23 protein-coding genes and 1 pseudogene are annotated in these 26,842 nt (G+C 68.9%); 19 read left to right on the forward strand and 5 right to left on the reverse strand.

Going from position 1 to position 26,842, the window contains the following annotated elements:
* The first annotated feature begins 821 nt into the window (after positions 1 to 821).
* Positions 822 to 1,196: a PadR family transcriptional regulator gene (locus ABT170_RS27960; protein ID WP_329941185.1), complete on the forward strand. Its 375-nt coding sequence runs from the start codon at positions 822 to 824 to the stop codon at positions 1,194 to 1,196.
* Positions 1,193 to 1,855 (forward strand): HAAS signaling domain-containing protein, encoded by a 663-nt coding sequence (locus ABT170_RS27965; RefSeq protein ID WP_351871920.1) that lies wholly within the window; start codon positions 1,193 to 1,195, stop codon positions 1,853 to 1,855. Before ABT170_RS27960 ends, ABT170_RS27965 begins: the two co-directional genes overlap by 4 nt.
* A 552-nt stretch (positions 1,856 to 2,407) precedes the next feature.
* On the opposite strand, the gene ABT170_RS27970 is transcribed toward ABT170_RS27965, so the two are convergent.
* Positions 2,408 to 2,632 carry a hypothetical protein gene (locus tag ABT170_RS27970; protein WP_329941187.1) on the reverse strand — a complete coding sequence of 75 codons (225 nt, stop codon included), beginning with the start codon at positions 2,630 to 2,632 and terminating at the stop codon, positions 2,408 to 2,410.
* A gap of 391 nt (positions 2,633 to 3,023) precedes the next feature.
* Between ABT170_RS27970 and ABT170_RS27975 the strand changes: the two genes are divergently transcribed.
* Complete coding sequence (locus ABT170_RS27975) at positions 3,024 to 3,311, forward strand: DUF6207 family protein (RefSeq protein ID WP_351871923.1); 288 nt, start codon at positions 3,024 to 3,026, stop codon at positions 3,309 to 3,311.
* A 633-nt stretch (positions 3,312 to 3,944) separates the two neighbouring features.
* Here the strand turns inward: ABT170_RS27975 and ABT170_RS27980 are convergent.
* The 4 genes and pseudogenes from ABT170_RS27980 to ABT170_RS27995 form a co-directional block, all read right to left on the reverse strand.
* Positions 3,945 to 4,847 carry a S1 family peptidase gene (locus tag ABT170_RS27980; protein WP_351871927.1) on the reverse strand — a complete coding sequence of 301 codons (903 nt, stop codon included), beginning with the start codon at positions 4,845 to 4,847 and terminating at the stop codon, positions 3,945 to 3,947.
* Positions 4,848 to 5,142: 295 nt separating this feature from the next.
* A complete protein-coding gene (locus tag ABT170_RS27985; protein ID WP_351871930.1) occupies positions 5,143 to 5,391 on the reverse strand; it encodes an MFS transporter in 249 nt (82 codons plus the stop codon).
* Positions 5,392 to 5,496: 105 nt separating this feature from the next.
* Positions 5,497 to 5,829, reverse strand: a pseudogene (locus ABT170_RS27990) (hypothetical protein); the annotation flags it as partial.
* A 187-nt stretch (positions 5,830 to 6,016) separates the two neighbouring features.
* A complete protein-coding gene (locus tag ABT170_RS27995) occupies positions 6,017 to 7,009 on the reverse strand; it encodes an alpha/beta fold hydrolase (RefSeq protein ID WP_351871933.1) in 993 nt (330 codons plus the stop codon).
* A 176-nt stretch (positions 7,010 to 7,185) separates the two neighbouring features.
* On the opposite strand from ABT170_RS27995, the gene ABT170_RS28000 reads away from it, so the two are divergent.
* The 16 genes from ABT170_RS28000 (at position 7,186) to ABT170_RS28080 (ending at position 26,837) form a co-directional block, all read left to right on the forward strand.
* Positions 7,186 to 7,764, forward strand: a complete 579-nt coding sequence (locus ABT170_RS28000) for a helix-turn-helix domain-containing protein (RefSeq protein WP_329941226.1) — start codon at positions 7,186 to 7,188, stop codon at positions 7,762 to 7,764.
* Positions 7,765 to 8,207: 443 nt separating this feature from the next.
* Positions 8,208 to 8,594 (forward strand): ester cyclase, encoded by a 387-nt coding sequence (locus ABT170_RS28010; RefSeq protein ID WP_351872179.1) that lies wholly within the window; start codon positions 8,208 to 8,210, stop codon positions 8,592 to 8,594.
* A 508-nt stretch (positions 8,595 to 9,102) separates the two neighbouring features.
* Positions 9,103 to 9,549 (forward strand): hypothetical protein, encoded by a 447-nt coding sequence (locus ABT170_RS28015; RefSeq protein ID WP_351871936.1) that lies wholly within the window; start codon positions 9,103 to 9,105, stop codon positions 9,547 to 9,549.
* Between the two features lie 869 nt (positions 9,550 to 10,418).
* The gene (locus ABT170_RS28020; protein ID WP_351871939.1) at positions 10,419 to 11,270 is read left to right on the forward strand and encodes an SAM-dependent methyltransferase; all 852 of its coding nucleotides are present in this window, start codon (positions 10,419 to 10,421) and stop codon (positions 11,268 to 11,270) included.
* 726 nt (positions 11,271 to 11,996) lie between these two features.
* Positions 11,997 to 12,467 (forward strand): NUDIX hydrolase, encoded by a 471-nt coding sequence (locus tag ABT170_RS28025; RefSeq protein WP_351871942.1) that lies wholly within the window; start codon positions 11,997 to 11,999, stop codon positions 12,465 to 12,467.
* Positions 12,468 to 12,639: 172 nt separating this feature from the next.
* Positions 12,640 to 13,632 carry a Gfo/Idh/MocA family protein gene (locus ABT170_RS28030; protein WP_351871944.1) on the forward strand — a complete coding sequence of 331 codons (993 nt, stop codon included), beginning with the start codon at positions 12,640 to 12,642 and terminating at the stop codon, positions 13,630 to 13,632.
* 75 nt (positions 13,633 to 13,707) lie between these two features.
* Positions 13,708 to 14,997, forward strand: coding sequence for a DegT/DnrJ/EryC1/StrS aminotransferase family protein (locus ABT170_RS28035; RefSeq protein WP_351871946.1), 1,290 nt, complete (start codon positions 13,708 to 13,710; stop codon positions 14,995 to 14,997).
* 26 nt (positions 14,998 to 15,023) lie between these two features.
* A complete protein-coding gene (locus ABT170_RS28040) occupies positions 15,024 to 15,713 on the forward strand; it encodes a methyltransferase (protein WP_329941196.1) in 690 nt (229 codons plus the stop codon).
* Positions 15,714 to 15,717: 4 nt separating this feature from the next.
* Positions 15,718 to 16,548: a histidinol-phosphatase gene (hisN, locus tag ABT170_RS28045; RefSeq protein ID WP_351871950.1), complete on the forward strand. Its 831-nt coding sequence runs from the start codon at positions 15,718 to 15,720 to the stop codon at positions 16,546 to 16,548.
* Positions 16,542 to 18,107, forward strand: coding sequence for a carbamoyltransferase C-terminal domain-containing protein (locus tag ABT170_RS28050; RefSeq protein WP_351871953.1), 1,566 nt, complete (start codon positions 16,542 to 16,544; stop codon positions 18,105 to 18,107). Before hisN ends, ABT170_RS28050 begins: the two co-directional genes overlap by 7 nt.
* On the forward strand, positions 18,104 to 18,319 hold the full coding sequence (locus ABT170_RS28055) for a hypothetical protein (protein WP_351871956.1): 216 nt from the start codon (positions 18,104 to 18,106) through the stop codon (positions 18,317 to 18,319). Before ABT170_RS28050 ends, ABT170_RS28055 begins: the two co-directional genes overlap by 4 nt.
* Complete coding sequence (locus ABT170_RS28060; RefSeq protein ID WP_351871959.1) at positions 18,316 to 18,486, forward strand: hypothetical protein; 171 nt, start codon at positions 18,316 to 18,318, stop codon at positions 18,484 to 18,486. The genes ABT170_RS28055 and ABT170_RS28060 overlap by 4 nt, the downstream gene beginning before the upstream one ends.
* 1,627 nt (positions 18,487 to 20,113) lie before the next feature.
* The gene (locus tag ABT170_RS28065; RefSeq protein WP_351871962.1) at positions 20,114 to 23,626 is read left to right on the forward strand and encodes an nSTAND1 domain-containing NTPase; all 3,513 of its coding nucleotides are present in this window, start codon (positions 20,114 to 20,116) and stop codon (positions 23,624 to 23,626) included.
* Positions 23,614 to 24,423 carry a WD40 repeat domain-containing protein gene (locus ABT170_RS28070; RefSeq protein ID WP_351871965.1) on the forward strand — a complete coding sequence of 270 codons (810 nt, stop codon included), beginning with the start codon at positions 23,614 to 23,616 and terminating at the stop codon, positions 24,421 to 24,423. Before ABT170_RS28065 ends, ABT170_RS28070 begins: the two co-directional genes overlap by 13 nt.
* Before the next feature lie 133 nt (positions 24,424 to 24,556).
* Positions 24,557 to 24,673, forward strand: a complete 117-nt coding sequence (locus ABT170_RS28075) for a protein kinase domain-containing protein (protein WP_351871968.1) — start codon at positions 24,557 to 24,559, stop codon at positions 24,671 to 24,673.
* A 646-nt stretch (positions 24,674 to 25,319) separates the two neighbouring features.
* Positions 25,320 to 26,837 carry an alpha/beta hydrolase gene (locus ABT170_RS28080; protein WP_351871971.1) on the forward strand — a complete coding sequence of 506 codons (1,518 nt, stop codon included), beginning with the start codon at positions 25,320 to 25,322 and terminating at the stop codon, positions 26,835 to 26,837.
* The last annotated feature ends 5 nt before the right edge of the window (positions 26,838 to 26,842 follow it).

Genomic DNA, 26,842 nt, shown 5'->3' on the forward strand with positions numbered 1-26,842 from the left:
AGCCACGGAGAGGTTGCCCGGCCCGTAGGAATCAGCCTGCGGACGGGCAAGCGACGGCGCCACGGCCGGAGGGCTTCCGCCACCCATAAGTCGGCGCCGCCGGTCGACCCGGCGGCGCCGCACCTCAGCCTGGTCGTCGAGAGCGGGCCGCCGACGTCGACAGGACGCTTTCACGGTGGGGCAACACAAAGTGGGCGATTTCGGTCGGCGCCCTGGTGGCCGGGGACCGGCATCCCAGGTGCCCATGCTGATCTCCCTTGTGCAGGTCGCCCGGATCCTCGCATCAGGGACTGACAACATGAATACGGGGCGAGCAGGGCTCGTTTACGGAGCAGTGCGAAGCCAGCTCGACCGAACATCTGGCGCTTGAGCATCTTGATTTTGTTGACGTGTCGTTCGGCGACGCCGGAGTTCCAGGGCCTCGCCTGCAGCATCATCTGCTTGAGACGACTCCGGACCTCATTCTGAAACAATCAGTAGGGCCCTCGGCTGCCACGACAAGGCCGCCACCCGGCTCGTCACCGAGGCCGGCGGCACCTGGAGTCGATACGCTCCCCCGGCGGGGCCAAGCCGCAGCGTCGGCGGCCGTGAATGCTCGCTCGGAGTAGGTGGTCTCGTGCAGGCGGGTACGGAGTGTTTCAGCGGAACCTTCGGCGTGCGCCAGCTGGCCCCCACTGTGCCTTGGACCGCCTTTGCTTGCGTGACAGAGGAACTGCGCGCTTAGGGGTGAACGGTCGTCAGGGCCCGCGAGCCTTCACGCGAAGGCAGTGGTGTTCAGTTCCCCTTTCTCTTTTCCGTTCCCACAAGGTACCTTGCAACGCATGAATCATGGCGAAGCAGGGAAGGTCACGCCAGGCAAGGCCGAGAGCCAGCTCCGCAAGGGCGCCCTGGAGTACTGCGTGCTCGCTCTGATGCGAGACCGGCCGCGCTACGGCGTGGAACTCCTTCAAGAACTGGAGGCGTCCGGTGCACTCGCCACCAGTCAGGGCACGGTCTACCCGCTGCTTTCCCGGCTCCGCCGTGACGGCTTGACTACCACCACCTGGCAGGAGTCCACCGCCGGACCACCCCGCCGCTACTACGCGCTCACCGACAGCGGGCGAGCGGCCCTGGACACATTCACCCGTGTCTGGCCCGCTTTTCGTGACGCCGTCGACACCTTCCTCACCCCCCACCACACCGGAGGCGACGCATGAAGACCACCTCGGATCCGTACGAGAAGACCCCCGAACCCTCAGTACGTGACTATCTCTCGGCCGTGGAGCGCGAGACCATCACGCTGCCGGCCGAGCGACGCCAAGAACTCCTCGCCGATCTGGCGGAGCACATCGAGGTGACACTCGCCGAGCGGCCGACAACAGAGGTCCGCGAAGTACTCGCCGGGCTCGGCGACCCGCGGACCATCGCAGCGACGGCACTGGCGGAGGCAGGAACCGCGGCAGCGCCCGGGGACTGGGAGGCGCGGGCCGCTGCCGTGCCGCGCGGGAAGGTGCACCCGCTGGTGCCGCTGATCCTGCTCTGCCTCACGAACCCACTCACCCTGCTCAGCGATACCGTCCCGTCCGACATGGCGGCGGCCCTGGTATCCATATGCGGCGCCCTCGTCCGGATCGTAGGTGCTGTCCTGCTCTGCACCTCAGTTCACTGGTCCCGCTCCTACAAGACGGCCGGAGTGCTCCTCGGTGCCGTGCTGCCCACTGTCGCCGCCCTCACCTGGAACGCACTGAACGGCGCCATCGCGGCCATCGGGAACGACGGAGTGGAGATGGAGACGCTCCTGCTGCCCACCCTCGCCCTGGCTGTGATCCCCGTCCTCACCTCGCTCTGGCTTTGGCGGAACCGTCGCGGCGTCTGACAGCGATCTCCCGGTTCCGCAAGGGTGGGTTTTGATGTGTTGCCGCTGGCCACCCACCACCTGGACCTGGCCGACCGAGCACAAGGCCGCACTCGGCCCGTTCCGGGTGAGCACATGCTGAGCAGGGCGGTACCCCGGTTGCACTGCCCTGTTCCAGACCCAGGACACCCCGGCTCCTGGACGCCGAGCCATAGGAGGCGGACGTCGGCATTCTCCGAGACCCTCCGGACAGAATCGGCCGACTGTCTCTCACCATCACTGCCCCGAGAACCGAGAGATCGCACGTGGACGCAGGACGGTGGCTGGTGGCTGGTGGCAGGGCTGAAACCGGCTAGCCACCGCGCAGGGCAAGCGCCTGGCCCAGCTCGGTGTCACGCCGCGGCCACCCCGGCCCGGCAGGGGCAGGGAGCGGCCGTGGATGGGCGTTCGGGCGGGGCGTCGCCGCGCTCACCCGGTACCTCCAGCGGGAAGGGCACGAACAGCCCATCCCGAGGAAGCACGAGAAACCTGTAGAGGTCGACGGCCAGGGGCGCCTCTTGGCGGGCGCGGACGTCAGGCGGCGCTGAACTCGTGGGCGGGGCCGTCGCGCCATTCCACCCACTGCGGGTCGTCCAGGATGGCCTCGGGGTCGGCAATGCCGGCGCCCTTGAGGAACACGACCAGGTCGTGGTCGCTGTAGGCGGTACCGAGGACCTCGTCGAGGCCGTGGCTGCGCACCGTGACTCTCCGGCCGCCCTTACGGGAGGGCCGGTGTACGACGATCGGTGCGCTGGTCACGCCTCCCAGCGTGCCCCGGTCCGGTTCGTTGGGCGAGTCGGCCCGTGGCCGTTCAGGGGTGTGCCGCTGGCCCAGCCGAAGCGGTCCCGCCGTCGCGGCGTGTGCCGTGCGGGGGCACGCCTACGGGGACGGAGCTCGCGGGGCCCGGTCATCCACGCGGTACAGGGCCCGGATGTCGCACCGCGCGGACGGGTTCAGTGTTTCGCGGTCCCTCTCGACCGGGGTGAGCGGTCTGTCCGTGCCGTACGGACGGTGTCGGTGTCGCGGCGTCTGAGGGAGGCCCTGTCAGTCCGGGCCGGGAACCGGCCTGATGTGTCGGGCCGGTCCCCGACCGTGAGGAGCAGGTCGCGAACGCCCGGTTTTCCTTGCAATCCCCCGGCGACCCCCGCCAATGGAAGCAGGTCGCCTTGGTGTCGGCCCTCCATCCGGAAGAGCCCACTCCCGTGCCAGAACAACCGGGGAACGCGCGTCCCTCAGAGCCGGACGCAACGACCGTAACGCAGGACAGCACCTGCCCGAACCCTGCCTCGTCGTCCTGGACATCACCGCCCCCGACGAAACCACCCTCACCACCGTGATGACCGCCCCGCAGGAACAATGGGCGATCTCCGGCATCCCCCCGGGCACCGGACCCCCGGACAGCCCGGCATCAGAACCTGAAGCGGACCGCCGACGGTGAGCCAGAACTGCTTCATCGACTCGAAGACACACCCGACCACCTCTGTCGGCAACTCCGCGTCCACCGAAACAGTGGCCTCCCCCTCGCCACGCCCCTCCGTGGACGCGGCGTTGGACACCCCGGCGCCCGTGAACAGGAGCGCGCCGACTGCCGCAGTGATCAGACTGGCAGGAAAGCGCATGGAGCGAACCCCGTTTCGTGCAGCAGATACGCCCAGAGCCCCGTGCCTCAGGTGAGCGACGAAACCGACATTGGGCAGTAGCCTCACGACACGCGGAAACAACTGCTCGAATTAATCGGATGGTTAGCACCTACGGCCGCAACGGCGCTCCAGCCCACCGCGAAGCGCCGTGAGCAGTACGCCGACAACCTCGGATCCGCGCGCTCGCTGGTCGCCGTCACCGCGAAGACCACCGGTCCAAGAGCGAGAGGACCCCTCCCAGCGGTGCATCAGGCCGCCTCGCCGCGAAGTGCACCGCGGCGCCGACCGGATCACCACCAGGCTTCGCTGGAAACTCACCGCGGACGACGGAGGGGCGCACCGCCCTCAATGCCACGGGCGTGCGGCAGCGGGGTGTCGGTGTCGCACGGTCGCCGTCCGGAATGTCGCGGAGACCCACGGCCCGGAGGACTTCACCTACTGGATGGTGTGTGGTCTCGGGTTGCTTCTGAGGGGTGTTCCGAGGGGTGGGTGGCTTTGGTCGGGATGACGTGCGAGAGCCCATGGGAGGCGAGGGGTTCCCGGAAGGGCTTCCAGATCGCCGGGTCGGCCAGGTTCGTGAAGAGGCCCTGGCAGGTGTTCGTTTCTCCGGTCACCAGTCCGTACACGACTGCCTTGCCGGAGCGAGATGCGTTCGGATCGAACAGCGGCCCGCCGCTGTCGCCGGGTGCGACCCGGGATTTCGCGGTGCCCGCGCAGATGAACTGCTTGTCCCAGGTCCCTTCTTCAGTGTCGAGCTCGGTGACGGGAAGCTCCGCTTCGCGCAGGCGTGACGGCTTGTCCGGATCGGCGAGGTCGGTCCGCCCCCAGCCGGCGGCGCGCAGGAGGCGACCGGGCTGCGGTTTCGTCTGCAAGAGGGGCAGGGACGCGCCCGCCTGGTCGGCGGGACGGTCGAGCACGATGAGGCCCAGGTCCGTGTTCGTCAGTGTCGAGAATGTGGGGTGACTGTAGACGGAGAAGTGATCATCGGTCACCACCGATCCTCCGGGCGTACTCGAATCGGCCCGTCCCAGGACGATCCGGATCTTGATTTTGCCTTGGACGGCGAACTTCGCGCAGTGCGCCGCTGTGGCGACGACTCGGCTGTCGATCAGAGCCCCGCCGCAGAAGTGCGACCATGCCCCGTCGGCACCTCGTTCTTCGATCTGCACGACGAAGGGCCGTTTGCCGTCCGCGACCGGTTTTCCGCCCACGATCGCCGAGGCGGACGGCGCGGCAACAGTGCATACGATGCCGAACGCACCAGCGGTGGCAAGGGCGGTGACCGCCTGTCGGCTCATTGACTTGCGCAAGAGGAACTCGCTTTCGTCTGCCACCGGGCGTCGACCCGGTGGGCTCGTGCGGGACCGGCATGCGGCCGTCCCTTCCGGCACTGATCCTGGGCCGGAAGCTCTTCCGGGAGATCTCGATACCGTGTCAGGTACATCAGGGCATCCGCTCTGTTGTGTAACTGCCGTTGAGCGGTCGCCTCCGGGACTGCTGCTGCCACAACCGAGCCGGGGCCACGGTCTACCGGAGGCCCGGCCGGCCGGCCGTCGACAGCGACGTACCGTCTGTTCCTCGTCGTCGCAGGTGCCCAACCCACTGAACCGCGCCTGCGGATCGACACGCTCATGCCCGCGGCACCCGCTCGGGGTCCGGCAAGCCGCCGGTCTGTTCGATCTGGGGCAGCCGCAGAGCACCGATCAGCGCTACGGCGATACCGCTGACCATCAGTTGCTTGGGACCGGCCCCTGGTACCAGCGCGGCACCACGCGTGGCTGCGGCGATGAGGCTGCAGGAGAAGGGGAGGAAGGACAGGCCCGCGTGGAGGGGCTGATACCCGAGATTCGCCTGGAGGTAGTAGGTCAGGAGCAGCATGATGCGCAAGGACCGCCGCCGATGAGCGGGAGATCAGGAACGCGCCGCCCCTGTCACGGTCCTGGACTGCGCGCAGGGCAGCACGCGGTGAGCCGTGCGGCGTTCGCCCTCCAACGCACCGTAGACGCCGAATGCCCCGGCTCGCTCACGGGCGTCGGTGAAGGTGACCGCGATCAGGGGCAGTGCCGCCGGAGCGAGGAGGGCGGCGAAAGCCGGCGAATAGGCGGCGACCGCCCACTGCCGGTTCACGTCGCTGATGCCCGGCTCCGACTGTATCTGCGGGAGAGCGATGCTGATGACGGAGGCGTCCAGCACCACCATCAGCGTGGCCACTGAGATCACCGTCAGCGCGAGCCGGCGCTGCGGATCCAGCTCGGAGTGTCCTGGGGCGAGGAGGAAGAGGCATTGCCGCACCAGTCGGGAAGTTGGGGCGGGCATCGCCCGTGACGCGGCCGGGAGATGGGGGCGTTTCGTCCGGCCGCTGCCGCACGCACGGCATCGACGCCGGTGCGCTCGCGCCGGACGAGCTCCGAGGGACGTCCTGGCGGGCCGGCGTCACCCGCGCGAACGGGGCGGCGAGGTCACCGAGCCTGCTCGCGCAGGTGACGCCGGTGTGTCCGGCGGTTCAGCCCTGGAGGGTGGCGAGCCAGTCGGTCAGCAGGCGGTTGACCTCCTCGGGGCGCTCCTGCTGGATCCAGTGGCCGCAGCCCTCCAGGAGGTGGGAGGCGGTCAGGCCGGGGAGGGTGGTGGGGTAGGCGTCGATCGCGTCGGACATCCAGGTGGTGGAGGCGTCCAGGGAGCCGCCGATGAACAGGGACGGCTGCTTGATCGGGGCGCCGCGGTGCGGGGCGAGGTCCTCCCAGTCGCGGTCCATGTTGCGGTAGCGGTTGAGGGCGCCGGTCAGGCCGGTACGCTCGAACTCCCCGGCGTACACGTCGAGGTCGTCCTCGGTCAGCCAGGCGGGACGCTTGCCTGCGGGGAAGCGGTCGCGCAGCCGGCCGCCACCGCTCCGGGTCACGAAGTGCGGGTCGGGCTCGCCCTGGGCGGGCGTGGTGTCGGCGGACAGTGCCGCGTAGAAGCCTGTGAGCCAGCCCCGGACATCGGGCTCGATCTCCGCCTCCGCGCGACCGGGCTCCTGGAAGTAGGAGACGTAGAACTCCTGCTCGGGGCCGCCGATCCGGCCGAAGATGTCGGTGGGGCGGGGGCCGCCGGGCGGCGCGTAGGGGACGCTCAGCAGGGCGACGGCGCGAAAGACCTCGGGGTGGAGCAGGGCGGAGGTGGCCGCGATGTTGGAGCCCCAGTCGTGGCCGACGACCACCGCGTTCTCCTCGCCGAGGGCGCGGACGACGGCGAGGTTGTCCTCCACCAGGTCGAGCATCCGGTAGGCGTCGGTCGCGGCGGGCCTGGAGGAGCGGCCGTAGCCGCGCACGTCGATGGCCACGGCCCGGTAGCCGGCCGCGGCGAGTGCCGGGAGCTGCAGCCTCCAGGAGTACCAGGACTCGGGGAAGCCGTGCACGAGCAGGACCAGCGGGCCGGTGCCCTGCTCGACCAGGTGCAGGCGCCCGGCGGGGGCCTCGATGGTGCGGTGGCGGAGTGCGGCGGACGGCTCGGGTTGCATGGGTTTCTCCTCGGTTCGCGGGGTGGCGCGGGTACACATCGATCATGTGGCGCAACGGCCCCCCGACGCGACTAGCGTTGCCATTAGGGCAAACTTGCAGGACAGAGCTGGGCGGCACGGCCGGAGAGAAGGGAGCAGGAGTGACGGACGACGGCACAGCCGAGACGTTGGCGGCGATGGGCCCGCGGTTGCGGGCCGCGCGCGAGCGGCACGGCGCCACGCTCACCGGCGTCAGCTGCGCGACCGGCATCTCGCCGAGCACGCTGTCACGGATCGAGACCGGACGACGCAAGCCCACCCTGGAGGTGGTGCTGCAGCTGGCCACGGAGTACGGCATCTCCCTGGACGAGCTGGCCGGCGGTGCCCCCGCGCCCGTCCCCGTCGAGCCGCGCACCATCGCGCTGCAGCGTTTCGGCGACGACAAGGGGGTGTTGCCGCTGACCCCGTACGTTGGCGGACTGCATGCCCACAAACACGTCCTGCCCGCCGTCGAGGTACCGCCCACGCGGCCACGGCAGATCTCCCACGACGGCTATGAATGGCTGTGCGTCCTGTACGGGCGGCTGTGGCTCGCACTCGGAAAGCAGGACCTCGTCCTGACCGCCGGCGATGTCGCCGAGTTCGACACCCGCAACCCCCACGGAGTCACGAACGCCGGCCCCGGCGGGCCGGTCGAGTACCTGATCATGTTCGGGCCTCAGGGAGAGAGACTGCGGCCACGCACCCCGCCGCCCACCGGCCGGGGAGCCGTGTAACGAAGTGCAGCGTCCGTGGGCGCGTGGTGGCCCGCGCTGGCCGCGGTCGCCGTCCAGCCGGATCGGGTGGTCAGGGCGGCGGGGCCAGCGCGGTGACGGCGCGGGGCTCGTGGAGGGCGGCGCGCAGGTGCTCCTTGCCGATGCTCAGGCGTTGGATGGCGGCGATGGCGACCTCCGGCCGCGCGGAGAGTTCGCGTTTGTCGCGCCGCGGTCGCGCGTTGTCGGTCTTCAGCCCGGTGTAGGCGTCGGAGCCGTTCGTGCTGCCGGGCGTTGGAGGGGAAGCGGCCGGCTGGGCTCAGACTTCGGGGATTGTACGGCGGAAGGTGGTGCTGGCGAGTGAGGTTCCTCCGCCGTGCGGGATGTGCGGCTTCCTCGGCTACCACCGCGCAACCCTCGCCCCGCAGTGCGAAGGGCTCACCGACGAGGAGCTGTGGCAGCAGCCGATGCCTCCGTCCACGCTTTCGGGGCAGCAGCGCGGATCTGCGCGGCGAGCCGGTCGTTTCATGGCCGACCGTGTCCGGGCCCACCAGGTCGTCCCGGAGGCGCCGGTGGTTGTGGAGCGAACACCGCAGCAGTACACCGAGCGCGTTCAGGAGATGCTCGACGCATACGGTGCTTTCACGCTGACGGTGGACGAACTCATCGCCGAAGGAGACCGGGTCTACGCCCGCTGGACTCAGAACGGGCGGCATGTCGGAGCGGTCGGCCACTATCCGCCGACGGGTGCGCAGGTCACGGCGGTGACCAGTGCGGTGTATCGCGTCGAGGTCGGACTGATTGTCGAGTACTGGATCCAGATCGACCGGCAGGGAATCACCGCCCAGCTGTAGCAAGCAGCTACTGAGCACTGATCCGGACCCGGTCCACAGGTTCTGACGACTGCTCGTTCACATCGGCGCCCGGCAACTACGACGACCGAGCCGTCCGCCCGATCACCCGGCACCTCCCGTGCGTGCGACCACCCCTTCCCCCGCCGCGTGCGCTCGGCCTGGGCGCCAGGCACTGATGGGCAACCGCACGAGGGGCCCTTAACTAGGCCACTTCGCTGAAACGGTCGCGTCGGTTCCGGAGCCAGGAATCCACGTATGGCTGCTCGTGGCAGCGCCCGTGCCGCTCGGTCTGCTCCACGTACGCTCCGACCACACCCAGATGGAATCGGCGCGGCAGTGTCCGCTGTTCAAGGCAGCCTTGGCACTCCAGGATGTGCGGCTCGCCCCACCGTCGAGCTGGAGGAAGTCGCACCTCACACTCTGCCGGTCGTGGCTCTTCTGGATCTAGCCTGTCCGTGCCAGCCTCAGGTGTCTGGGGGGGCTTGGGTTGGTGGCGGATGGGGGCAGGGTGAGAGACATTGCGGTGCAGGTCGATCATGGATTCGACGGCCGGTTGAAATGGCGCTCTCGCTATCTGATCCACAGGGCCCGCCGCCGAGGCCGGACCGGGCTGCTGTTGCAGGTGGACCTGCGTGACGCGCCCCGCAGCATGTCACTCAAGTGGTGCCTGGTGTCGGTCACCGAAAATGGGCGCCAGCTCTGCGGCATCGATCGGACCAGCGTCAGAAAGGTCCGTTTCATCCCCTTGCCCCCAGGCCCGCACCCACTGCACCTTGAGGTCACGCGGTATCGCAAACGTCGATCCACACAGGTCCAGCAGAACGTTGTGCTCGGCCAGGGAGACATCCTCCTGGTGACGTGTGACCCGGTGCAGCCGAACGTCTTCTACCGCCGCAGTCCCGTGGTGGACACCTGGAGTGCGCAGATCCTCCAAGCGGATCCGAACGCCAGATGAGCTGAGGCTCGCCGGAGGGCAGCCCGAGTGCCGCTCTTGCCACTACGTGTCCAGACGGCCAACTGCCCTGACGGACCGCCGGCCGTCAGCCGTTTGCAGGCACTCCGGTGCCGTCACCTCTCCTCAGCGGTCACGAGCCTGTTGATCACCAACTGACTCCGAGACCGGGTTCTGGCACACATTCCGTGAGGGCGATCACCGGTGCTGGACTCTGTCACCACCCGCAGGCCATGCCGTTCAAGCCCAGCCCTCGGTGTTGGAGCCGGATTCGTAGGAGTAGCGGGTATCGCGGTCCCACTCCTCCCCGGTGATGCCAGATACTCGGGGTGCCCCATGATCCGGCCGGTGGTCCCGGGCCCCTGGGCCAGCAGGGCATGAATGGTCGCGTGCCGTTCTCGGATACGAGCTTCGATCGGCGACATCGCCTTCGTCGCATCCGCGATGTCGCCATCGCTCGTAGGGCCACGCGAGCGCGAAGAAGGAGACGAAGATCAGTCACAAGGACCTGTCCCAGGCAAGCTCCGCGCAGGCGAACTCTTATCTCGTGGGCCCGTTTCGAAGGAAACCAGGGACTCGGCGGTTGCGGTGAGGCCGTCTTCCGGGGGTGGTGGCGCCACCAGTAGATTCTTCAGAATGACGGCGAATCCGGCGTCAGACGCCGCGCCCTCAAGGGTTCTCCGTCGTGGCCCGAGCTCGACAGCGCGAGCTCCGCCATCCGGCAGGCGTTGACGAAGCGGCCGTCGAGCCGCGTCGCGGTGCCGCACAGAGTTTTTCGGCAAAGCACAGCCCGCCGAGTCATCGGCTTCGGCGGTCATGCGGCAAATCGGCCTCCTCACCAGGTGACACACCCTCATGCGCGGGAGACAGCGATGACCAACGACCCGACCGCACACCACCCCCGCCCTTCATCAACGGACGCCGACCGACTCCACAACGAACAGGACGCGCAGACCGAGACCGCGGACGGCGCGGCCGTCGACGGGAACATCCACGTCGGCTACTGGGACAGCACCACGGACAACCGTTCCCTCAACCAGGCCACCGACCGGCTCACCGACCTCGTGGCGGCACAACTGGCCGGCGCACCTGACCGGCGTCTGCTGGACGTCGGCTGCGGAACCGGACGGCCGGCCCTGCGCATCGCCCGCGCCACCGGCGTGCGCGTGTCGGGAGTCTCGGTCAGCGCCGAGGACATCGACCTCGCCCGTACCCGGGCGGACGCCGCCGGCCTCGCAGATCGGGTGGAATTCCGCTACGCGGACGCCTGCGCACTGCCCTTCGAGGACGCGTCCTTCGACGGCGCCTGGGCCATCGAGTCCATGATGCACATCCCTGACCGGACCGCCGCCCTCACCGAGATCGCCCGCACCCTGCGGCCCGGCAGCCCGCTGGTCGTCAGCGATGTGCTGCTCCGCTCGCCGGTGACCGGGGAGGCCGCGGAGACGGTCCGCCGGACCGGCCAGGCGTTCGGGTCCCCCGGGTTTCCCGAACCGGCGGAGCTTCGCACGGCTCTCGCCCGCGCCGATATGGAGGTGGTGGAGTTCAACGACATCGGAGAGCATGTCCGACGCACCTACCAGGCGTTCGCCGATGCCTTCGCCGATGTCGCACCCTCCGCCGACGACCCCCACTACGAATTCTTCAGCTCCACGCGCTCCCTTCCCCGGTTCGGTGCGCTCCCACAGATCGGCTACGTCTTCCTGGTCGCCCGCCGTTTGTGAGTGGAGCCCGCCCGCAGCACGGCTGCATCCGGCGCCGGTCAGCGGGAGCGCCCCGTCCTCGGGGGCGCTCCCGCTGGCCCTGTCGCGCGTGATCACGGTCCGGGACATCGGCGCAGTCCAGGTCGCCCCCGGTCCGCGCGGCAGTTGGGGGATGAGAACCAGAAAAAGCGCTGATGTGACCGAAGTCCTCGGCTTCCGCGGGTGGCAAATCCGGCCAACATACTCCAGCGCGAGACTACCGGCGGTGGCAGAAAGAAATCGCTTGGGCGAAACACGAGGAGGACGCTCCCATTGGCCGCGGGGACGTCTCGACACGATCGCGGTCTGCGGCTCGGTGTGCACTGCCGCAGCGCCAACCTGTGCGGGATATTCGGCACCTGCCGTGCCACACCTTCTGCATATGACGTGATGCTGCGTCAAGACGAAGTTGAGGCGTCTGGAAATTTATCTGAACCCATGCGCAAAACGGCGTTCCAGGTAACGTTCAGGGCGGAAAAATTCTTCAAGCCGTTCGAATCATTTTCTATTCTACCCGGCGCATGGGGCACGCGAAATCCCTTACGCGCAAGTGAGGCGGGGGAAGAATGGTAAACCCGTTCCGCGAAGGAATCCCTGTTGCCACAGGTGCGGCTGGGACTCCGCTCCCCACCACCCCGGCCCCCAGTCAATCCCGCCCGTCGCGCGGTCCTCGACCGAGCGATCCACCGAGCCCGGCGAGAGGCTGACATGACCGAGGCGAATGAATCCCGACGCGTGGTGGGCGCGCTGATTCGCGACCCGTACGACCGAATCTTCGTCCAGCGCCGCTCGGCCGGCCGACGCCTCTTCCCCGACTGCTGGGACGTCGTCGGCGGAGCGGTAGAGGAGGGAGAGTCTCTCCTGGACGCGCTGGGCAGGGAGATCACCGAGGAGACCGGGTGGCGGCTGCGGCGGGTCCTCGCCCTGGTGGCGCACGAGGAGTGGACGGCGGACGGACTGCGGCACGTGGAGTCGGACTACGTCGTCGAGGTGGACGGGGACCTCGCCTCGCCCGAACTCGAACGGGACAAGCACACCGAGTTCGCCTGGGTCACTGCCGCGGAGGTCTCGTTGCTCGACGAGAACTCACCGGGCGGAAGCAATTTCATCAAGGACGTGGTGACCGCGGCACACGCGTGGCTCGCCAACACTTCCGGGAAGCGCCACAAAGTTCTCTGAATCCCCCGCGGCCACGTGAATCCCTGCGACCACCTGAATCCGCCGCAACCACCTGAATCCCCTGCGACCACGAGTCCGATCGGGATCTCCGCGATCCTTCCTGGCTTCCCGCGTCATCCTCAGATCTTCTGCGAGGGGGATACTTCGCATGTCCAGTGACAGGTTGAACAACGTGCGACCGCGACCACGAGTACTGGTGGTCGGATTTGCTGGACATCAAGGAAAGGAGTATCTCCCGATTGTACGAGAGAGTGCCGACGTCGTCGGCGGCGTCGACCCCGCCCCGGCGGCCTCGTCACTCGCCGACGCCTGGGAATTCCCCCACTATGACGTCCTCGACGAGGCACTGGAGAAAGTCGAATTCGACGCCGCTGTGGTCACCGTGCCGCACAGTGAGCACTTCCCCGTCTGCACGGAACTCCTGTCCCACGGCAGGCACATCATCAAGGAAAAGCCGTTCGCCGTCACCGAGCAGGAAGCCCGGCAACTGATCCACCTGGCGCAACGGGCCGACCGCAGCGTCTTCACGCTGCTGCAACGGAACTTCAACCCCGTCTTCCACTTCGCCCAAAAGAGCCTCGCCCGGATCGGGCAGCCCTACTGGTTCTCCTACGACTACCACTTGAACCTGGCGCACCCGACCACGGGTTGGCGAGCCTCCAGGGAGCAGGCGATGGGCGGTGTGCTCCTCGACATGGGCTACCACCTCATCGATGTACTCAGCGGACTTTTCCCCGAACCTCCAAGGGTGCACTCCGCCTTCGTGCACCAGTACCGGGAGATGCGGGACAGCCGGCTGGAGGATCTCGTCAGCCTGATGTGCAGCTATCCCGCGACGGGGCTGGCGGGCTCACTGCGCATCTCGCGCCACAACCACGAAAAGGTCGAACGCCTCTGTGTGCTCGGCACGGAAGGCGCGTTGAGTGTCGCCCCTACGGCCGCCACTCTGCATTCCGTCGGAGGGCTGCCATTGGAGAGCTGCACCTGGGCAGGCCCCAAGATCGACGCCGTGCGCTCCATGGTCTCCCACCATCTGGCACACCTGGACGACCGTTACTACCGCCAGGACCACTTCCAGCGTCAGCTCGCCGCCGTACGCACAATCGACGGGATCTACCGGGACCGGTCGGGCGAGCAGAACAAGCTCGCCGACCGGTGTGCCTGACCCCACCGTCGTACGCGCACCGACCGGGTCCGGTGCGCCGGTCCCGAGCCCACCCGCGCACAGCAGGAAGGACACATGACCACCACCGAGCAACTCGCCCTCCTCGGCGGCACGCCCGTCATCGAACAGCCGCTGCCGCACGAAGTCTGGCCGCCCCCCGCCGACGAGGCGGAGCTGTCGGAACTGGCCGAGCAGCGGAACACCGACATCTCCATCAAGGGCAACAGCGGTCCCATCAGCCGGCTCGAAGCCGACTTCCTCGCCTTCCTGGACGGCGGAGCCCGATTCGCCGTCACCTTCAACTCCGGGACCAGCGCCCTCTTCGCCGCCTACTTCGCGCTCGGTGTGCGCGAAGGCGTGGACGTCGTGGGCCCGGCGCTCACCTACCACGCGGCGCTGAGCCCCGTCTTCGCGCTCCGGGGCGACGTGGTCCTGGCCGACATCGACCCCGCGACCCGTGGTCTGGACCCGAAAGCACTCCAGGCCGCGCTCACCGAACACACCAAGGTCATCACGGTCGTCCACCAGTGGGGCCATCCCTGCGACATGGACGCGATCCTGGGCATCGCCGAGCGCCACGGGCTGCGCGTCCTGGAGGACTGCTCCCACGCCCACGGCAGCCGCTACCGGGGCAGGCCCGTCGGCACCTTCGGCGACGCCGCGGTCTTCTCCCTGCAGGCCAACAAGGCCGTCTACGCGGGCGAGGGCGGCATCCTCGTCACGAGCAACCCCCAGGTGCACGACCTCGCCACGCTCCTCGGTCACTACCGGGACCGCTCCCGGGAGGCTGTACTCGACGAGGACCTGCGGGCGCACTGGGTCACCGGTTTCGGACTGAAGCTGCGCATGTCGCCGTTCAACGCCATCGTCGCCCGGCACGCGCTCGCGGCGTTCCCGGCACGCATGGAAGCCCGGCACCGCTGTCTGCGCCACCTCGGCGAGCAACTCGGCGACGTGCCCTACCTGGAGCCGGTGCACGTGGCCGCCCATGTCGACATGGGCGCCTGGTACGGCTACAAACCGCTCTACCGGCCCGAGGCACTGGGCGGCGTCCCCCGCGCGGTCCTCATCGAGGCACTGCGCGCCGAAGGCATGGAAGTGGGCGCCCCCTCCGGCCCACGCCTGTCGGCCCTGCCGCTCTACGCCCGCCCGGAGAACCCTCTCTTCCCCGGCACACCGAAGAAGGGCATCGGGCCCGGGAGCGGCTCGCACGCGGAACACGTCGAGCAGACCGCACTGTCCCTGCCCACGTTCACCAACTGGCCCGAGGACAAGTCGCTCATCGACCAGTACGCCGAAACCTTCCGCAAGGTCGGCCGCCACCGCGAGGCGCTCGTACGGTACGCCGCCGGGCCGAACCGATGACCCACACCGCCGGAGAGGCAAAGACGATGACCGTCCAGGAGACCCCCGAGACCGTTGCCCAGGCCCTCCAGCACGCCCTCGTCGGTGATGACCTGCCGGACTCCTTCACCCTGCTGGGGCGGGAATGGAGCCTGCACCGAGGCGTGTTCCCCAGCACTCTGAGCGCCGCCACCGAGACGCTGGCCTCGATGGTGCCCTATCCGCCCGGCGGCTCGTTCCTGGAGGTCGGCTGCGGCACGGGCGTCATCTCCGTGACCGCCGCACTCCACGGCTGTGCCTCGGTCACCGCGCTGGACATCAGCGACAAGGCGGTGGCCAATACGGCAGCCAACGCCGAACGGCACGGTGTGAGCGACCGGGTGCGCGTCCTCCACAGCGACATGTACGAAGCGCTCGGGCCCTCGGACCGCTTCGACGCCATCTTCTGGAACGTGCCCTGGACATACGTGGAGGACGACTTCCCGCTCTCCACCGTCCTGCACTGCGCCGTCTTCGATCCGGGCTACCAGGGCCAGGCCCGGTACCTCGCCGGCGCCCACGAACACCTGGCCGACGGTGGCAGGCTGCTGCTGGGCACATCCGACCTCGGGGACCGCCGACGGCTCGACAGCATCGCGGAGAAGGCAGGCATGCGGGTCGAACTCCTGAGCCGCGTGCGCCGGATCGAGGAGATCCGGGTCATGGAGTACCACCTGCTCGAACTCCACACGGAGTGATCCCATGTCACGACAGGACGATCTCGAACTGGCCCTGCAACTCGGCGACATCGCCGACTGCATCACGGGCCACCGCTTCCAGGCCCTCGACCTGACGGTCCGGGAGAAGCCGGACCGTACGCCCGTGACCGACGCGGACACCACCGTCGAGACGGCCGTACGCCAGGCACTGACAACCGCCCGCCCGGACGACGCCTTCGCCGGGGAGGAGACCGGCGGCTCAGTCACCACCGGGCGCACCTGGCTGGTCGACCCCATCGACGGCACCAAGAACTTCCTGCGCGGAATTCCGGTCTGGGCCACGCTGATCGCTCTGCTGGAGAACGGGCGTCCCACCGTCGGTGTGATCAGCGCCCCAGCTCTGCGCAGCCGTTGGTGGGCGGCGGCCGGACAGGGCGCCTGGCTACGGCGCGGCCCGGACACCACCCCCCGGCGCTTGCGGGTTTCCGGCAACACCAGTCTCGGCCACGCCTACCTGTCCACCACCAGCACCCGTACCTGGGACGTCTTCCACTCTCATGAGGCCTATCTGCGCCTGGCCGAAGAGTGCTGGGAGGACCGTGCCTTCGGGGACTTCCTCCAGCACTGCATGGTCGCCGAAGGAACCCTCGACATCGCGGCCGAACCGGTCGTGAACCCCTGGGACATCGCCGCCCTGCAAGTTCTCGTGGCGGAGGCCGGCGGTGTCTGCACCAATCTTCTGGGCACCTCGCCCCAGGGCGGCACCGGTGCCCTGTCCGCCAACCCGCAGTTGCACCGGCTCGCCCTGAAGATCCTCTCGGCGGCAGCCGATCCCGGCACCGTCCGATCGCAGAGAAACGGACCACCATGCTGATTCTCTCCCTCAAGGAGGGCCATGACGGGGCCATCGCGGCCGTCGACGACGGAAAGCTGCTCTTCTCCCTGGAGGCGGAGAAGGACTCGTTCGTCCGCTACAGCACTCTGACCGCCGAGGCGTTCGCCGTAGCGGCGGACCGGCTGGACAAACAGCCCGACATCATCGCCGTGAGCGGCTGGATCAAGGGCACCCAGGCCACCGACCAGCCCTCGCGTGCCGGGTACTTCGGGGTGGGTGAATCCGCGATCTCGGACGAGGCCGGCCGGTTCTTCGGAAAGAACGTTCGCCTCTTCTCCTCCACACACGAGCGCTCCCACATCATGACGTCCTACGGAATGTCGGCGTTCCGTCGGGACCAGCCCTTCTACAGCCTGGTATGGGAGGGGAACATCGGCTCGTTCTACCGCATCGACGAGCACGGGAAGGTGACCCATCTCCAGGAGGTGCTCAACTACCCGGGCAACAAGTACTCCTACGGATTCGCGCTCGCCGACCCCAAGTACAGCTCGCACGAGGAGTTCGTCCGTTTCCAGGACGCGGGCAAGCAGATGGCACTGGCCGGATTCGCCGAGGACCGGCCGCCCACCCCGGCGGAGCAGGACGTCATCGACTTCGTACTCGGTCAGAGAGAGGTCATCACCGGCAGCCTGAAGGACCGGATGACCGATTCCCCCTACTACAACGTCGGCGTGGAGACGGACGCGTACAAGAACCTCGCCGCCCGTCTGTCGGACTCCATCTTCGACCGGTTCCACTCCTACGCCCGGGAGCATTTGACGGAGAGCCTCCCGCTGCTCATCTCCGGTGGCTGCGGGCTCAACTGCGAGTGGAATCGCCGTTGGCGCGAGTGCGGGCTCTTCCCCGCGGTCTTCGTCCCGCCGTGCCCCAACGACAGCGGCTCCGCGATCGGGACCGCCATCGACGCCCAGCACTTCTACACCGGGGAGGCCGGCCTGGACTGGGACGTCTACGCGGGCGGCGAATTCGTCGAGGACATGGCCGTCGACTCCCGGCGCTACGAAATCCGGCCGCTCGACTGCGGCGAGGTGGCCCGCTACCTCCGCGACGGGAACATCATCGGCTGGGCGCGGGGCCGCTGGGAGATCGGCCCCCGCGCGCTCGGGAACCGGTCGATCCTGGCCGCTCCCTTCACCGAGGAGACGACGGGCCGGCTCAACAAGATCAAGCAGCGCGAGAGCTACCGCCCCATCGCCCCGATCTGTCTGGAGCAGGACGCGGGCCGCTGGTTCGGAGGAGGGGTGCCCGATCCCTACATGCTGTACTTCAGCCAGGTCGAGTCCGGCGAACTGCGGGCGGTGACGCACGTCGACGGAACGGCCCGCACCCAGACCGTCGCTCCGAAGGCCAACCCGGAGATGGCCGAACTACTGACCGAATTCGGCGAGTTGACCGGATTCAGCGTGCTCTGCAACACGTCGCTCAACTACTCGGGACGCGGGTTCATCAACCGCAGCAGCGACCTGATTGCGTACGGCGAACTCCACGGGCTGGACGGATACGTCGTGAACGACACATTCATCACCCTGCGGCGGTGACGGCGTCCGGCAAGAAACGGAGGCGCCAGGGACCCAGGGCGACAGCCGACCCGAGCTCCGGCTGGAACTGGCCCGGCCACCCCGCACCCCGGCTCGCCACGGAGGAGATCCGCCCCGCCTCCGACAAGGCCCCGACCCGCCACGATCACATCGCCTCCGGCGTCCTCAGCATCCACTCCACGGTGATGGCCGCCTACGGGGCGTCAGCATGAACTACGACAGCCCCAGCGAGGCCATCGCCGAGTTCGAACGTCTCTACGGTGACGCTGTACGCCCCGACCCGGCCCCTCTCACCGAAGCCGAGCAGCAGGCCGTCCGGGCCCACGCCGAAGCGTCAACAACTCCGCCCCCGGACGCAGGGAGGGCCGGCCGCGCCTGACAGTTGCGGCCCGCGCCGCCAGGCCGGTGACGGTGAGCGCGCGCCCCGGACTGGCCGCCCTACAGCACCGGGGCAGGTTGAGCGCGGGCGGTAGCTCGCTACCGGGGATACTTCGGGATGAGCTCGCCCAGTGTCTCGCCCCGTCGGGGACGAACGTGGCCACGTGGACCACGTCTCCTCGACATTCGGGTTGCCGGTGGCCGCGTGGCGACCGTCGAATTTGGGCAAGCGGGATGTCACCGGCGAAGGATGCGGTGAACTTCTCGCGGTCCAGGAGCAGGTAGCCGTTGACCGGTGGGAGTGCCGGTGCGGGCAAGACGTCGCTCCTCGAAGCTGCGGCTGCCCGTGCCGGCAGGTTCGGCATGCGCGTCCTGCGCACGTCCGGTGCCGAGTTCGGGGCGGAGGTCAGTTTCGCCGGGCCGCACCAGCTGGTTGCTCGGCTTGCCGCCGAGCTGGCCGTGCTCCCACCCGATGCCGGCGCGCGATCGGCGTCGCGGTGGGCCTTGTGGAAGGGCCCGCCCCTGACCGGCTCGCGCTGACGAACGCGCTCATCGCCACCCTGTCCGAGGCGACAAGCAGATCGGCGCATGCCTCTGCCTCACCTCCCGCACGGTGGGCTCCCACCTGTACAACCAGTTCCCGAAGCTCGGCATCAGCTCACGGGCAGCGCTACGGGACGCTCTCGCAGAACTGCCGCCCATGAACACCTGAGCAGCGGGATGGTGATCACGGCCCGCGCCGTACCGTGAGGCGCTCCCCACGATCGGCGATGACGGGCCAACCGACCCGGGGCGGGCGACGGTTGGCACTCCAGAGACGATCACGGCGCGCCGGCTGCCGTCCGGGACTGGAAGGCTCCCTGACGTGCATGCCGGGAAACGGCGGGCGGGCCTACGCCCGATCGGTGGGCCTTTTCAGTGTGGCTACGGATCTGGTGACGGGGCTGCCGGCCGGCGCACGCCTCGGCCGAGTGGGGGCACGCTGCTCGCCGTCACCAGCGAGGTCACCGCGCCTGGCAGCACGCCTGACTGTCCTCTCCGCGCCGCCCGCTTCCTGGGCGTGGTCCATTGAGGTGCGACATCCCAACCTCTTTCTGGGGCAGTTTCGCTCCACCCACCTACTTGATCTCTTTCTCACAACAGACTTAGATTTGTCGGCGGTTCGTCAGGCAAGGTCTAGCGGGGGGCGCTATGGCACGAGTCGGGGACATGCAACTCGGGAACGGCACCGCGGTCCGGGTTGAGTCGGAGGGGTCCGGAGCCGGGGAGAGCGGGATCGGCCGGGTGGGGCGCGGCCCCGGGTTGGCGCGCGCCTCAGCCGAGACGCTTCAGGAGGCCTTGGCCCATGTCCGCCCTGCCGTGGCAGGCCGTCGCGCGGAGTGTGCGGGACATGGCTCAACCTCCCGGCACGGGCACGGTGAGCGTCGAGTTCGGAATCAAGCTCTCCGCAGAGCCGGCGTAGTGGTGGCCAGGACCGCGGGCGAGGCAAACTGCGCGATCACTCTTGCGTGGAATCGCGATCGTTCCGTATGAAAGGTCCCTCGCGTGCGCGCGGAGCGGGGACGGCCGAATCCGGCCTGGTGCGCTTACGGGCAGCATCGTCGGCGCGTCTGTCGGCGGACGGTTCATTGAGTTCACGCGCCGATGGCCCGGTCGTCGGGGCCGGTTTCCTCGTCGCCCCGGACATCGTCTGCACCTGTGCGCATGTGGTGGCTGACGCTCTCGGCCTGCCGAGGGATACAGAGAACGCCCCCACAGAGGTGGTGCGCGTCGAGTTCCCGTTGTTGCGGGACGACAGCGGTCGCATTCCGGCGGTCAGCGCCACGGTCGTCTCCTGGCAACCCACCCGCGAGGAGGACGACAGCGGAGACGTGGCGCTGCTGCGGCTCCACCATCCGGTGGCGGGCGCGCGTCCGGTGCCGCTCGTAGACGGAACTGCCGTCTGGGGCCACGAGTTCCGGGCGTACGGATTCCCGACCGGCGGCGACCACGGGGCATGGGCGACCGGCTCGCTGCGGGGCGTGCAGGGGTCAGGCTGGCTCCAGATGGACGCGGGCCCGGGAGGAACGCCGATCCAGCCAGGATTCAGCGGATCGGCTGTCTGGGACGACGCGCAGGGCGGTGTCATCGGAATGACGGTGGCCGCCGGACGCGGCGGGCTGAACGGCACGGCGTACCTGGTTCCGTCCTTCGAGCTGATGGACGAGGACGTGGTGGCGTCGCAGTGCCCCTTCCGGGGGCTGGGCACCTTCGACGAGGACGACGCCGCGTTCTTCCACGGCCGAGGAGCGGACGTCGAACGGCTTCGCTGCGCGGTCCGGACCCGTCCGGTCACCGTGCTGGCCGGGCCGTCCGGGTGTGGCAAATCGTCGTTGATCCGGGCCGGATTGCTGCCCGGAGTGCGGGCAGACGGCCTGACCGTCTCGCTGATGCGTCCTGTCGCGGGCCTCCGGCCAGAGGCCGTGCTGGCTCAGGCACTGACGGCCGTACTGGAACCGGACGACGGGGAGACCGACCGGCTGCGCCGTTCGGCGGAGCTCACCCTCCTACTCAGCGAGGCTTCGGACGAGACCGCGACGGCAGAGGCGGCCTCCGGCCTGCGCTCTGCGTTACGGAGACAGGGCGGCCTGGCCGGCCACCTCTTCGTCGTGGACCAGCTGGAGGAGTACGCAAGTGCCGCACCGGACGCCGCCCGAAGGCTGTTCCACCTGTTGTTCCACCTGTGCGGCACCGTCGACGGGCAGTCCGGCTCCGCCCCCCGGGCAGTAGTCACTGCGCGCCCGGACTCCATCGAGACCCTGATGACGGCCGAGACCTCGTCCGCGCTCAGCGACGCGGTGATGTTCCTCGCGCCGCTCGGCCCCGACGACCTGCGGGACGCGATCACCCGGCCCGTCGACGCGGTGCCCGGACTGTGGCTGGAGCCCGGACTCGCCGACCGGATCGTGAGTGACGCGGCGGACGAGCCAGGACGGATGCCGCTCGTGGAGTTCGCGCTGACCCGTCTGTGGGACCAGCGCGAGCGGTCGATGCTGACCCACGCCGTGTACCAGGACCTCGGTGGAATCGCCGGCGCTCTCGCCGGGTATGCGGAGGATTCCTTTCGCGCCGCGGTACGGGAGGACGAACTCCCCCTCGCGCAGGCGCTCTTCGTCCAGCTGGCACGTCCGGCGGACCAGGGCGGCTATACCCGTCGTCCCGCCCCGGTTGCCGATATGGACCCCTCCGCGTTGGCGCTCGCACGCCGTCTCGCACCCGGAAAGCTGATCGTCTTCGGCCGCACCGATGAGGGCACGGAGATCGTGGACCTCGCACACGAAGCCCTGACCCGCCACTGGCCGCGGCTGGGAGACTGGCTGGACGACAGCCGCAAATTCCGGACCTGGCAGGAGGGTCTGCGCCGGGACCTGACGCGCTGGAGACAAACGGGTAGGGAGACGGGTGCCTTGCTGCGCGGCAGCGTGCTCGAAGTGGCCGTCGAACACGCCGCCCTCCGACCGACAGAGATCACCGCACTTGAGCACGCGTACATCGGTGCGAGCCGGAAGTTCGCACGGCGGGCACTCCGGCGCTGGCAGGCACTGGTAGCAACGCTTCTGGCCCTCTTGGTGGGCGCGGGCGTGCTCGCCGATATGGCTCGCGACAGCAGCCAGAAGGCCGAGCGACAGCTTCGTACCCTCGTATCCCGCGCGCTCGCCGACGGGTCGAGCGACAGGGCCTCCCATGATCCCGGGAGCTCGATCCAGCTGGCCCTGGCGGCCTGGAACGCAGACGACACACCGCAGGCACAGGAAGCGCTGCTGCGCAGCCATGTCACCGGGGAGTACCTGCGCGACAGCCATGTCGGCCTCTGGCCCGGGCGGGCAACGCATTTCGACACCACACCGGACGGTCGCACCCTGGTCGTGTGGTCCAAACCGGCGAGTGCCGCGCCCGCCGTGGTGACAGGGGCACTGGGCGGCTCTCCCCGGTCCTACGCACTGCGCGGGGCGCCCACCGGCGAGATCAGCTCCGAGATCAGCTCCGACGGTCGGCACTACGCGGTGGCGACACCGGACGGCCGGGTGTTCCTGTGGCGCCTCGATGGCGAACCGCGCGATCCCCTACGTCTGAAGACCACCGAGACGGCTGATCGCGTTGTGAAAACGGCCGATCTCGACTTCAGCGCGGACGGAACGCGGCTTCTTCGGCTGCTGGACAGTGATGGACCGCGCCCGCAGGATCATGGCCGGCAGGGATTCGTTGAGGCCTGGACTGTGGCCGACGGCGCTCCCCTGCCGGTGGCCAAGGATCTTGTTCCGAGTAGGGTGGCGCCGGACGAGGCCGCGTTCGGCGAAGACCCCGATACCGTCGTACTCCGCTGGTCCAGGCTGCGCGACTCAGTGAGCGTTGTGGAGCTGCGGCAACTGGGCTCCAGTGGAATCGTACGGCCGATCGTCACCGGCGTCCCGCGAGGGAATCTACGGCTCCACGGGGGCGGTGACTACGCCGTCGAGCAGCGCGGCAAGGACCTCCGGTCCCCCGTATACGTACACAACACCACCACCGGCGCGTCCTGGCCCCTGCCCGGCAGAGCGCTGCTGCCGGACGCCACGGGCGGGTACGTCATGCAGGACGAGGAAACCGGTGCTTTCGCGGAGGTCGCCCTCACCCGGCTGCCCACCGGGGAGACCTTCAGGACACGGGTACCACGCATCGAGGAGGAGGACGACGTGACCGCCGCGATCGCCGCTGTGAGGCGAAAGGGCGAACCGGTAACTGTGCTGGCCACAGTCGGTGGCACGCTGATGGTGCTGGCGACGGAGCCCGGGGCTCCGCTGACGGAGGAAGAGTTCAACCCGAGCAGCGTGCCGGACGCGTTGTCCCCCGACGGGCGGGCCGTCGCCTGGGTGACCGACGTGCGGCTGCACGTCCGCGACACTGTCAGTGGTCGGGGCCACTCCGCCAAACTGCCCGCAAGCCGTTCCAGCAGGCCGAATTGGCGTGTGGCCTGGACGCAGGAGGACCGTCGGCTCGTCGTGTGGCAGTCGAACGGCACGGAGCTGCTCGTCTACGGAGCCGACGACCTGGCCCGTGGGAAGGCTGCGAGCTCGACGTCGGCCCCGACCCAGGAGATCCGCGCAGCGCGTTGGACTGGGTAACCCCTCTGGCCGGCGGCGACATTGCCGCTCTGACGGTGGGCGGGTCGCTCCTGCGGGTGGACTCCGTCACCGGCCTGCAAGTGGGACGCCCCGTGTCGGTCGAGCGCACGGACGGTGCGCTCCTCTCGCCCTTCCGCTCGTCCGGACAGCTGGTGCCGCGACCGGACCACCCGCACCAGGTCGCGGTGGTTACCAGGGCGGGCGTTACCCGGGGCACCATCCAGCTCTGGGACACCCTTGCCGGTCGACGGATCGGGGTCCTGTCCGGTGACGCGATCAGACCCATCTCCGATGACTTCATGAACCGCACCCTTGCCTTCTCGGCCGACGGCCGGAGTCTGTTGGTGCAGGGTGCGGACGGCACCGTCCACCGGTGGTCGGTGGACCAGCGGAAAGTCACGGGGCGCCCCATGGCCGTGGACCACTTGGACAGCTTGGTCTCTCTGGCCTCGGACGGCACAGCGATCACCGAATCCCCTGACGGCTACGACCTGTGGGCGACCGACACAGGCCGTCATATCGGCGCCTTCCCCACCGTGCTCGACGTCAGGCGGACAGCGATCGTCTACGAGGACCGCCTAATCGCCTATGCCAAGGGCTGGCGGCAGACCTACGACCTTCTCCGCGCGAACTGGTTCCCCCACCTCTGCTCGTCGGCCGGGCGTGATTACACCGAGGAGGAGCGCAAGCGCTTCCTGCCCGTGGGTACTCCTTCGGGTCTTCCGTGCGAGAACGCGCGCCCCTGGCGTGGGGAGCCGTCCGTCGGCGGGCTGATCGCGACGGGAGAAGCTCCGTAAGCAGGCCGCCAACCGGGCCGGGTGGTGAGTTCCGTGGTGAAGTCGGGCGGCTGCTCCTGGCCGCCCTCGGCGAGCTCCTTCGCAGAGCTCGGCCACCTCACTTGCCCAGCACGGGCCGTGGCAGACCGAGCACGTGCCGGCACTCGGCGCCGGTCTGGCGGAGGCCCTGGAGGCGATCCACGCCGCCGGCGTCGTGCACCGCGATCTGAAACCCTCCAACGTCCTGCTGGCCCCCGACGGCCCCGAGTGATCGACTTCGGTATTTCGACAGCGAGCGAGGCCACCGCGCTGACCCACACCGGCATGACGATCGGCACACCCGGCTTCATGTCCCCGGAACAACTCACCGGCCGGCCCATCGGGCCCCCAGCGACGTCTTCGCGCTCGGCACGGTACTCGCCTACACCGCTGTCGGCATCGGCCCGTTCGGCACCGGCACCCCTCACGCCCTGCACTTCCGCGCCGTGTACGAGGAGCCCGATCTCGACGCTCTTCCCCTGGAACTGCGCCAGAGCGTGGCGGCCTGCTTGGCCAAGAACCCCGACCAGCGGCCGACCGTAGCCGACCTGCTGCACCGCATGACCACCCCGGGCGAGCGGGATACGGCCGAAGCAGCGCCCCTGCTCACATGTCCGCCCGCTCGGGGAAGTCCGCTCCCTGGCTGTCCTCATGCGGCGGATTGCCGTGGAACACGCCGCAGTGAAGAGCGGTTGTTTCTGGTGCGGTCAGGGGTGAGGTGCGCGGTGATCCCGCCGCTGTTCGGGTTCGGTGCCGGCCGGCCGGCCACGGCCCGACCACAGGCCCCGAGGAAACACAGCAGGACCTGTCGTCGAACCGGACGACACGTTGCCGCGGGCCGCATCGCATCCGGTGTGGTGCCAGTAGCGTCGAGGATCATGAAGAAGTCCGCAGTTGTAGGCATTTTCATCCTTTCGGTCACGGTCTTCCAGCCGGCTGCCACGGCGTCCGGTCCCGTCTCCCCGTCGAGCCGAGAGGACGGCCTGGACCGGTTTCGGAGTCAGTCCGTCGACTGGGCGGCGTGCGCGGACGCCTCCCTCTCCGCAAGCGGGACGCAGTGCGCGCGGATCACCGTTCCGCTCGACTACAGCAGGCCGCAGGGACGCACCCTCAAGGTCGCCATTTCGCGGATCAAGTCTTCGGATCCGGCGCGGCGGCGCGGCATCCTTCAGACCAACCCGGGCGGACCCGGGACCCGAGGGCTCGGCATGCCGAGGGATCTGCGTGAGGTGATGTCCCCAGGCGTGGCGGCGGCGTACGACGTCATCGGCATGGACACCCGCGGGCTCGGCGGGAGCACTCGGGTGAACTGCGGGCTGAACCGCAGCACCTGGCTGTTGTACGCACCGGGGTCAGACCGGGCGGGGTTCGAGACGAGTGTGCGGCTCTCCCGCGAGGACGCGCGCAGGTGCTGGGACAGAGACCCTGATGTGCTGCCCCATCTCTCGACCCGCAACATCGCCCGGGACGTGGACATCGTCCGCAGCGCACTGGGCGAGCGGAGGACGTCGTGGTTCGGTCAGTCGTCCGGAACGGTCCTGGGTGCCGCCTACGCCCAGATGTTCCCCCGCCGAGTCGACCGGCTGGTCCTGGACAGCTCACCCGATCCCGCCGAGTACCCCATGCGCATGGTGCGCCGCCAAGGTCCCGCCAACGAGCGGGCCCTCGACGACTTCGCGGCGTGGGCCGCTCCCAGGCACCGTGAGTACGGACTCGGCACCACGCCCTCGGCGGTGCGGGCCGGTGCCGAAGCCATGATCGAGCGGGCGGCACGGGAGCCGGTCCTCGTCGGCGGGCACCGGATCACCGACCACGAACTGCCGCTGCTCCTCTATCTCGCCCTCGTCGATGACACCGCGAATCCTGAGTTCGCCATCACGCTCCGGGTTCTGCTGGACGCGGCCGACGGAAAGCCGGTCACCGTGCCTCCGTGGCTGCGGGACACCCTGAACCTGATGTTCGAGGGCTCGGGGACGGAACGGGCCGCGGACTACGCGGCCCAGCTGGGGATGGTCTGTGCCGACGTGGCCATGCCCTCAGAGCCTGAGCACTACTGGCGCGCGGTGGAGCGGAGCCGCACGTCGCAGCCGGTCTTCGGGCCGATGACCCATGCGCCGTTTCCCTGTGCGTTCTGGAGGGAGAAGCCACGTGAGCCCCGGACCACGATCGACAACGCAGTGCCCGCGCTCCAGGTACAGGCGACGGGTGACACCCGGACCGTCTACGGGTCCGGGCTCCGTATGCACCGCGCGATGCGCGCCTCCAGGCTCGTCACCCTGCCCGCCAGGGCACACACCGTCTATCTGAACCACCCGAACACATGCGTCAACCAAACCGTGGACGCCTACCTGCTGCACGGCACCCTGCCCGCCCGGGACACCGTCTGCCCCGCCTAGAGCAC

The sequence above is a fragment of the Streptomyces sp. NPDC001787 genome (assembly GCF_040297465.1).
GTDB lineage: Bacteria > Actinomycetota > Actinomycetes > Streptomycetales > Streptomycetaceae > Streptomyces.

Excerpts from the sequence above, each read along its gene's own strand:
- ABT170_RS27960 (WP_329941185.1), top strand. The coding sequence starts at position 822 with ATGAATCATGGCGAAGCAGGGAAGGTCACGCCAGGCAAGGCCGAGAGC.
- ABT170_RS27965 (WP_351871920.1), top strand. The coding sequence starts at position 1,193 with ATGAAGACCACCTCGGATCCGTACGAGAAGACCCCCGAACCCTCAGTA.
- ABT170_RS27975 (WP_351871923.1), top strand. The coding sequence starts at position 3,024 with ATGGAAGCAGGTCGCCTTGGTGTCGGCCCTCCATCCGGAAGAGCCCAC.
- ABT170_RS27985 (WP_351871930.1), bottom strand. The coding sequence starts at position 5,391 with ATGCTGCTCCTGACCTACTACCTCCAGGCGAATCTCGGGTATCAGCCC.
- ABT170_RS27995 (WP_351871933.1), bottom strand. The coding sequence starts at position 7,009 with ATGCAACCCGAGCCGTCCGCCGCACTCCGCCACCGCACCATCGAGGCC.
- ABT170_RS28000 (WP_329941226.1), top strand. The coding sequence starts at position 7,186 with ATGGGCCCGCGGTTGCGGGCCGCGCGCGAGCGGCACGGCGCCACGCTC.
- ABT170_RS28010 (WP_351872179.1), top strand. The coding sequence starts at position 8,208 with ATGCCTCCGTCCACGCTTTCGGGGCAGCAGCGCGGATCTGCGCGGCGA.
- ABT170_RS28020 (WP_351871939.1), top strand. The coding sequence starts at position 10,419 with ATGACCAACGACCCGACCGCACACCACCCCCGCCCTTCATCAACGGAC.
- ABT170_RS28025 (WP_351871942.1), top strand. The coding sequence starts at position 11,997 with ATGACCGAGGCGAATGAATCCCGACGCGTGGTGGGCGCGCTGATTCGC.
- ABT170_RS28035 (WP_351871946.1), top strand. The coding sequence starts at position 13,708 with ATGACCACCACCGAGCAACTCGCCCTCCTCGGCGGCACGCCCGTCATC.
- ABT170_RS28040 (WP_329941196.1), top strand. The coding sequence starts at position 15,024 with ATGACCGTCCAGGAGACCCCCGAGACCGTTGCCCAGGCCCTCCAGCAC.
- hisN (WP_351871950.1), top strand. The coding sequence starts at position 15,718 with ATGTCACGACAGGACGATCTCGAACTGGCCCTGCAACTCGGCGACATC.
- ABT170_RS28050 (WP_351871953.1), top strand. The coding sequence starts at position 16,542 with ATGCTGATTCTCTCCCTCAAGGAGGGCCATGACGGGGCCATCGCGGCC.
- ABT170_RS28060 (WP_351871959.1), top strand. The coding sequence starts at position 18,316 with ATGAACTACGACAGCCCCAGCGAGGCCATCGCCGAGTTCGAACGTCTC.
- ABT170_RS28080 (WP_351871971.1), top strand. The coding sequence starts at position 25,320 with ATGAAGAAGTCCGCAGTTGTAGGCATTTTCATCCTTTCGGTCACGGTC.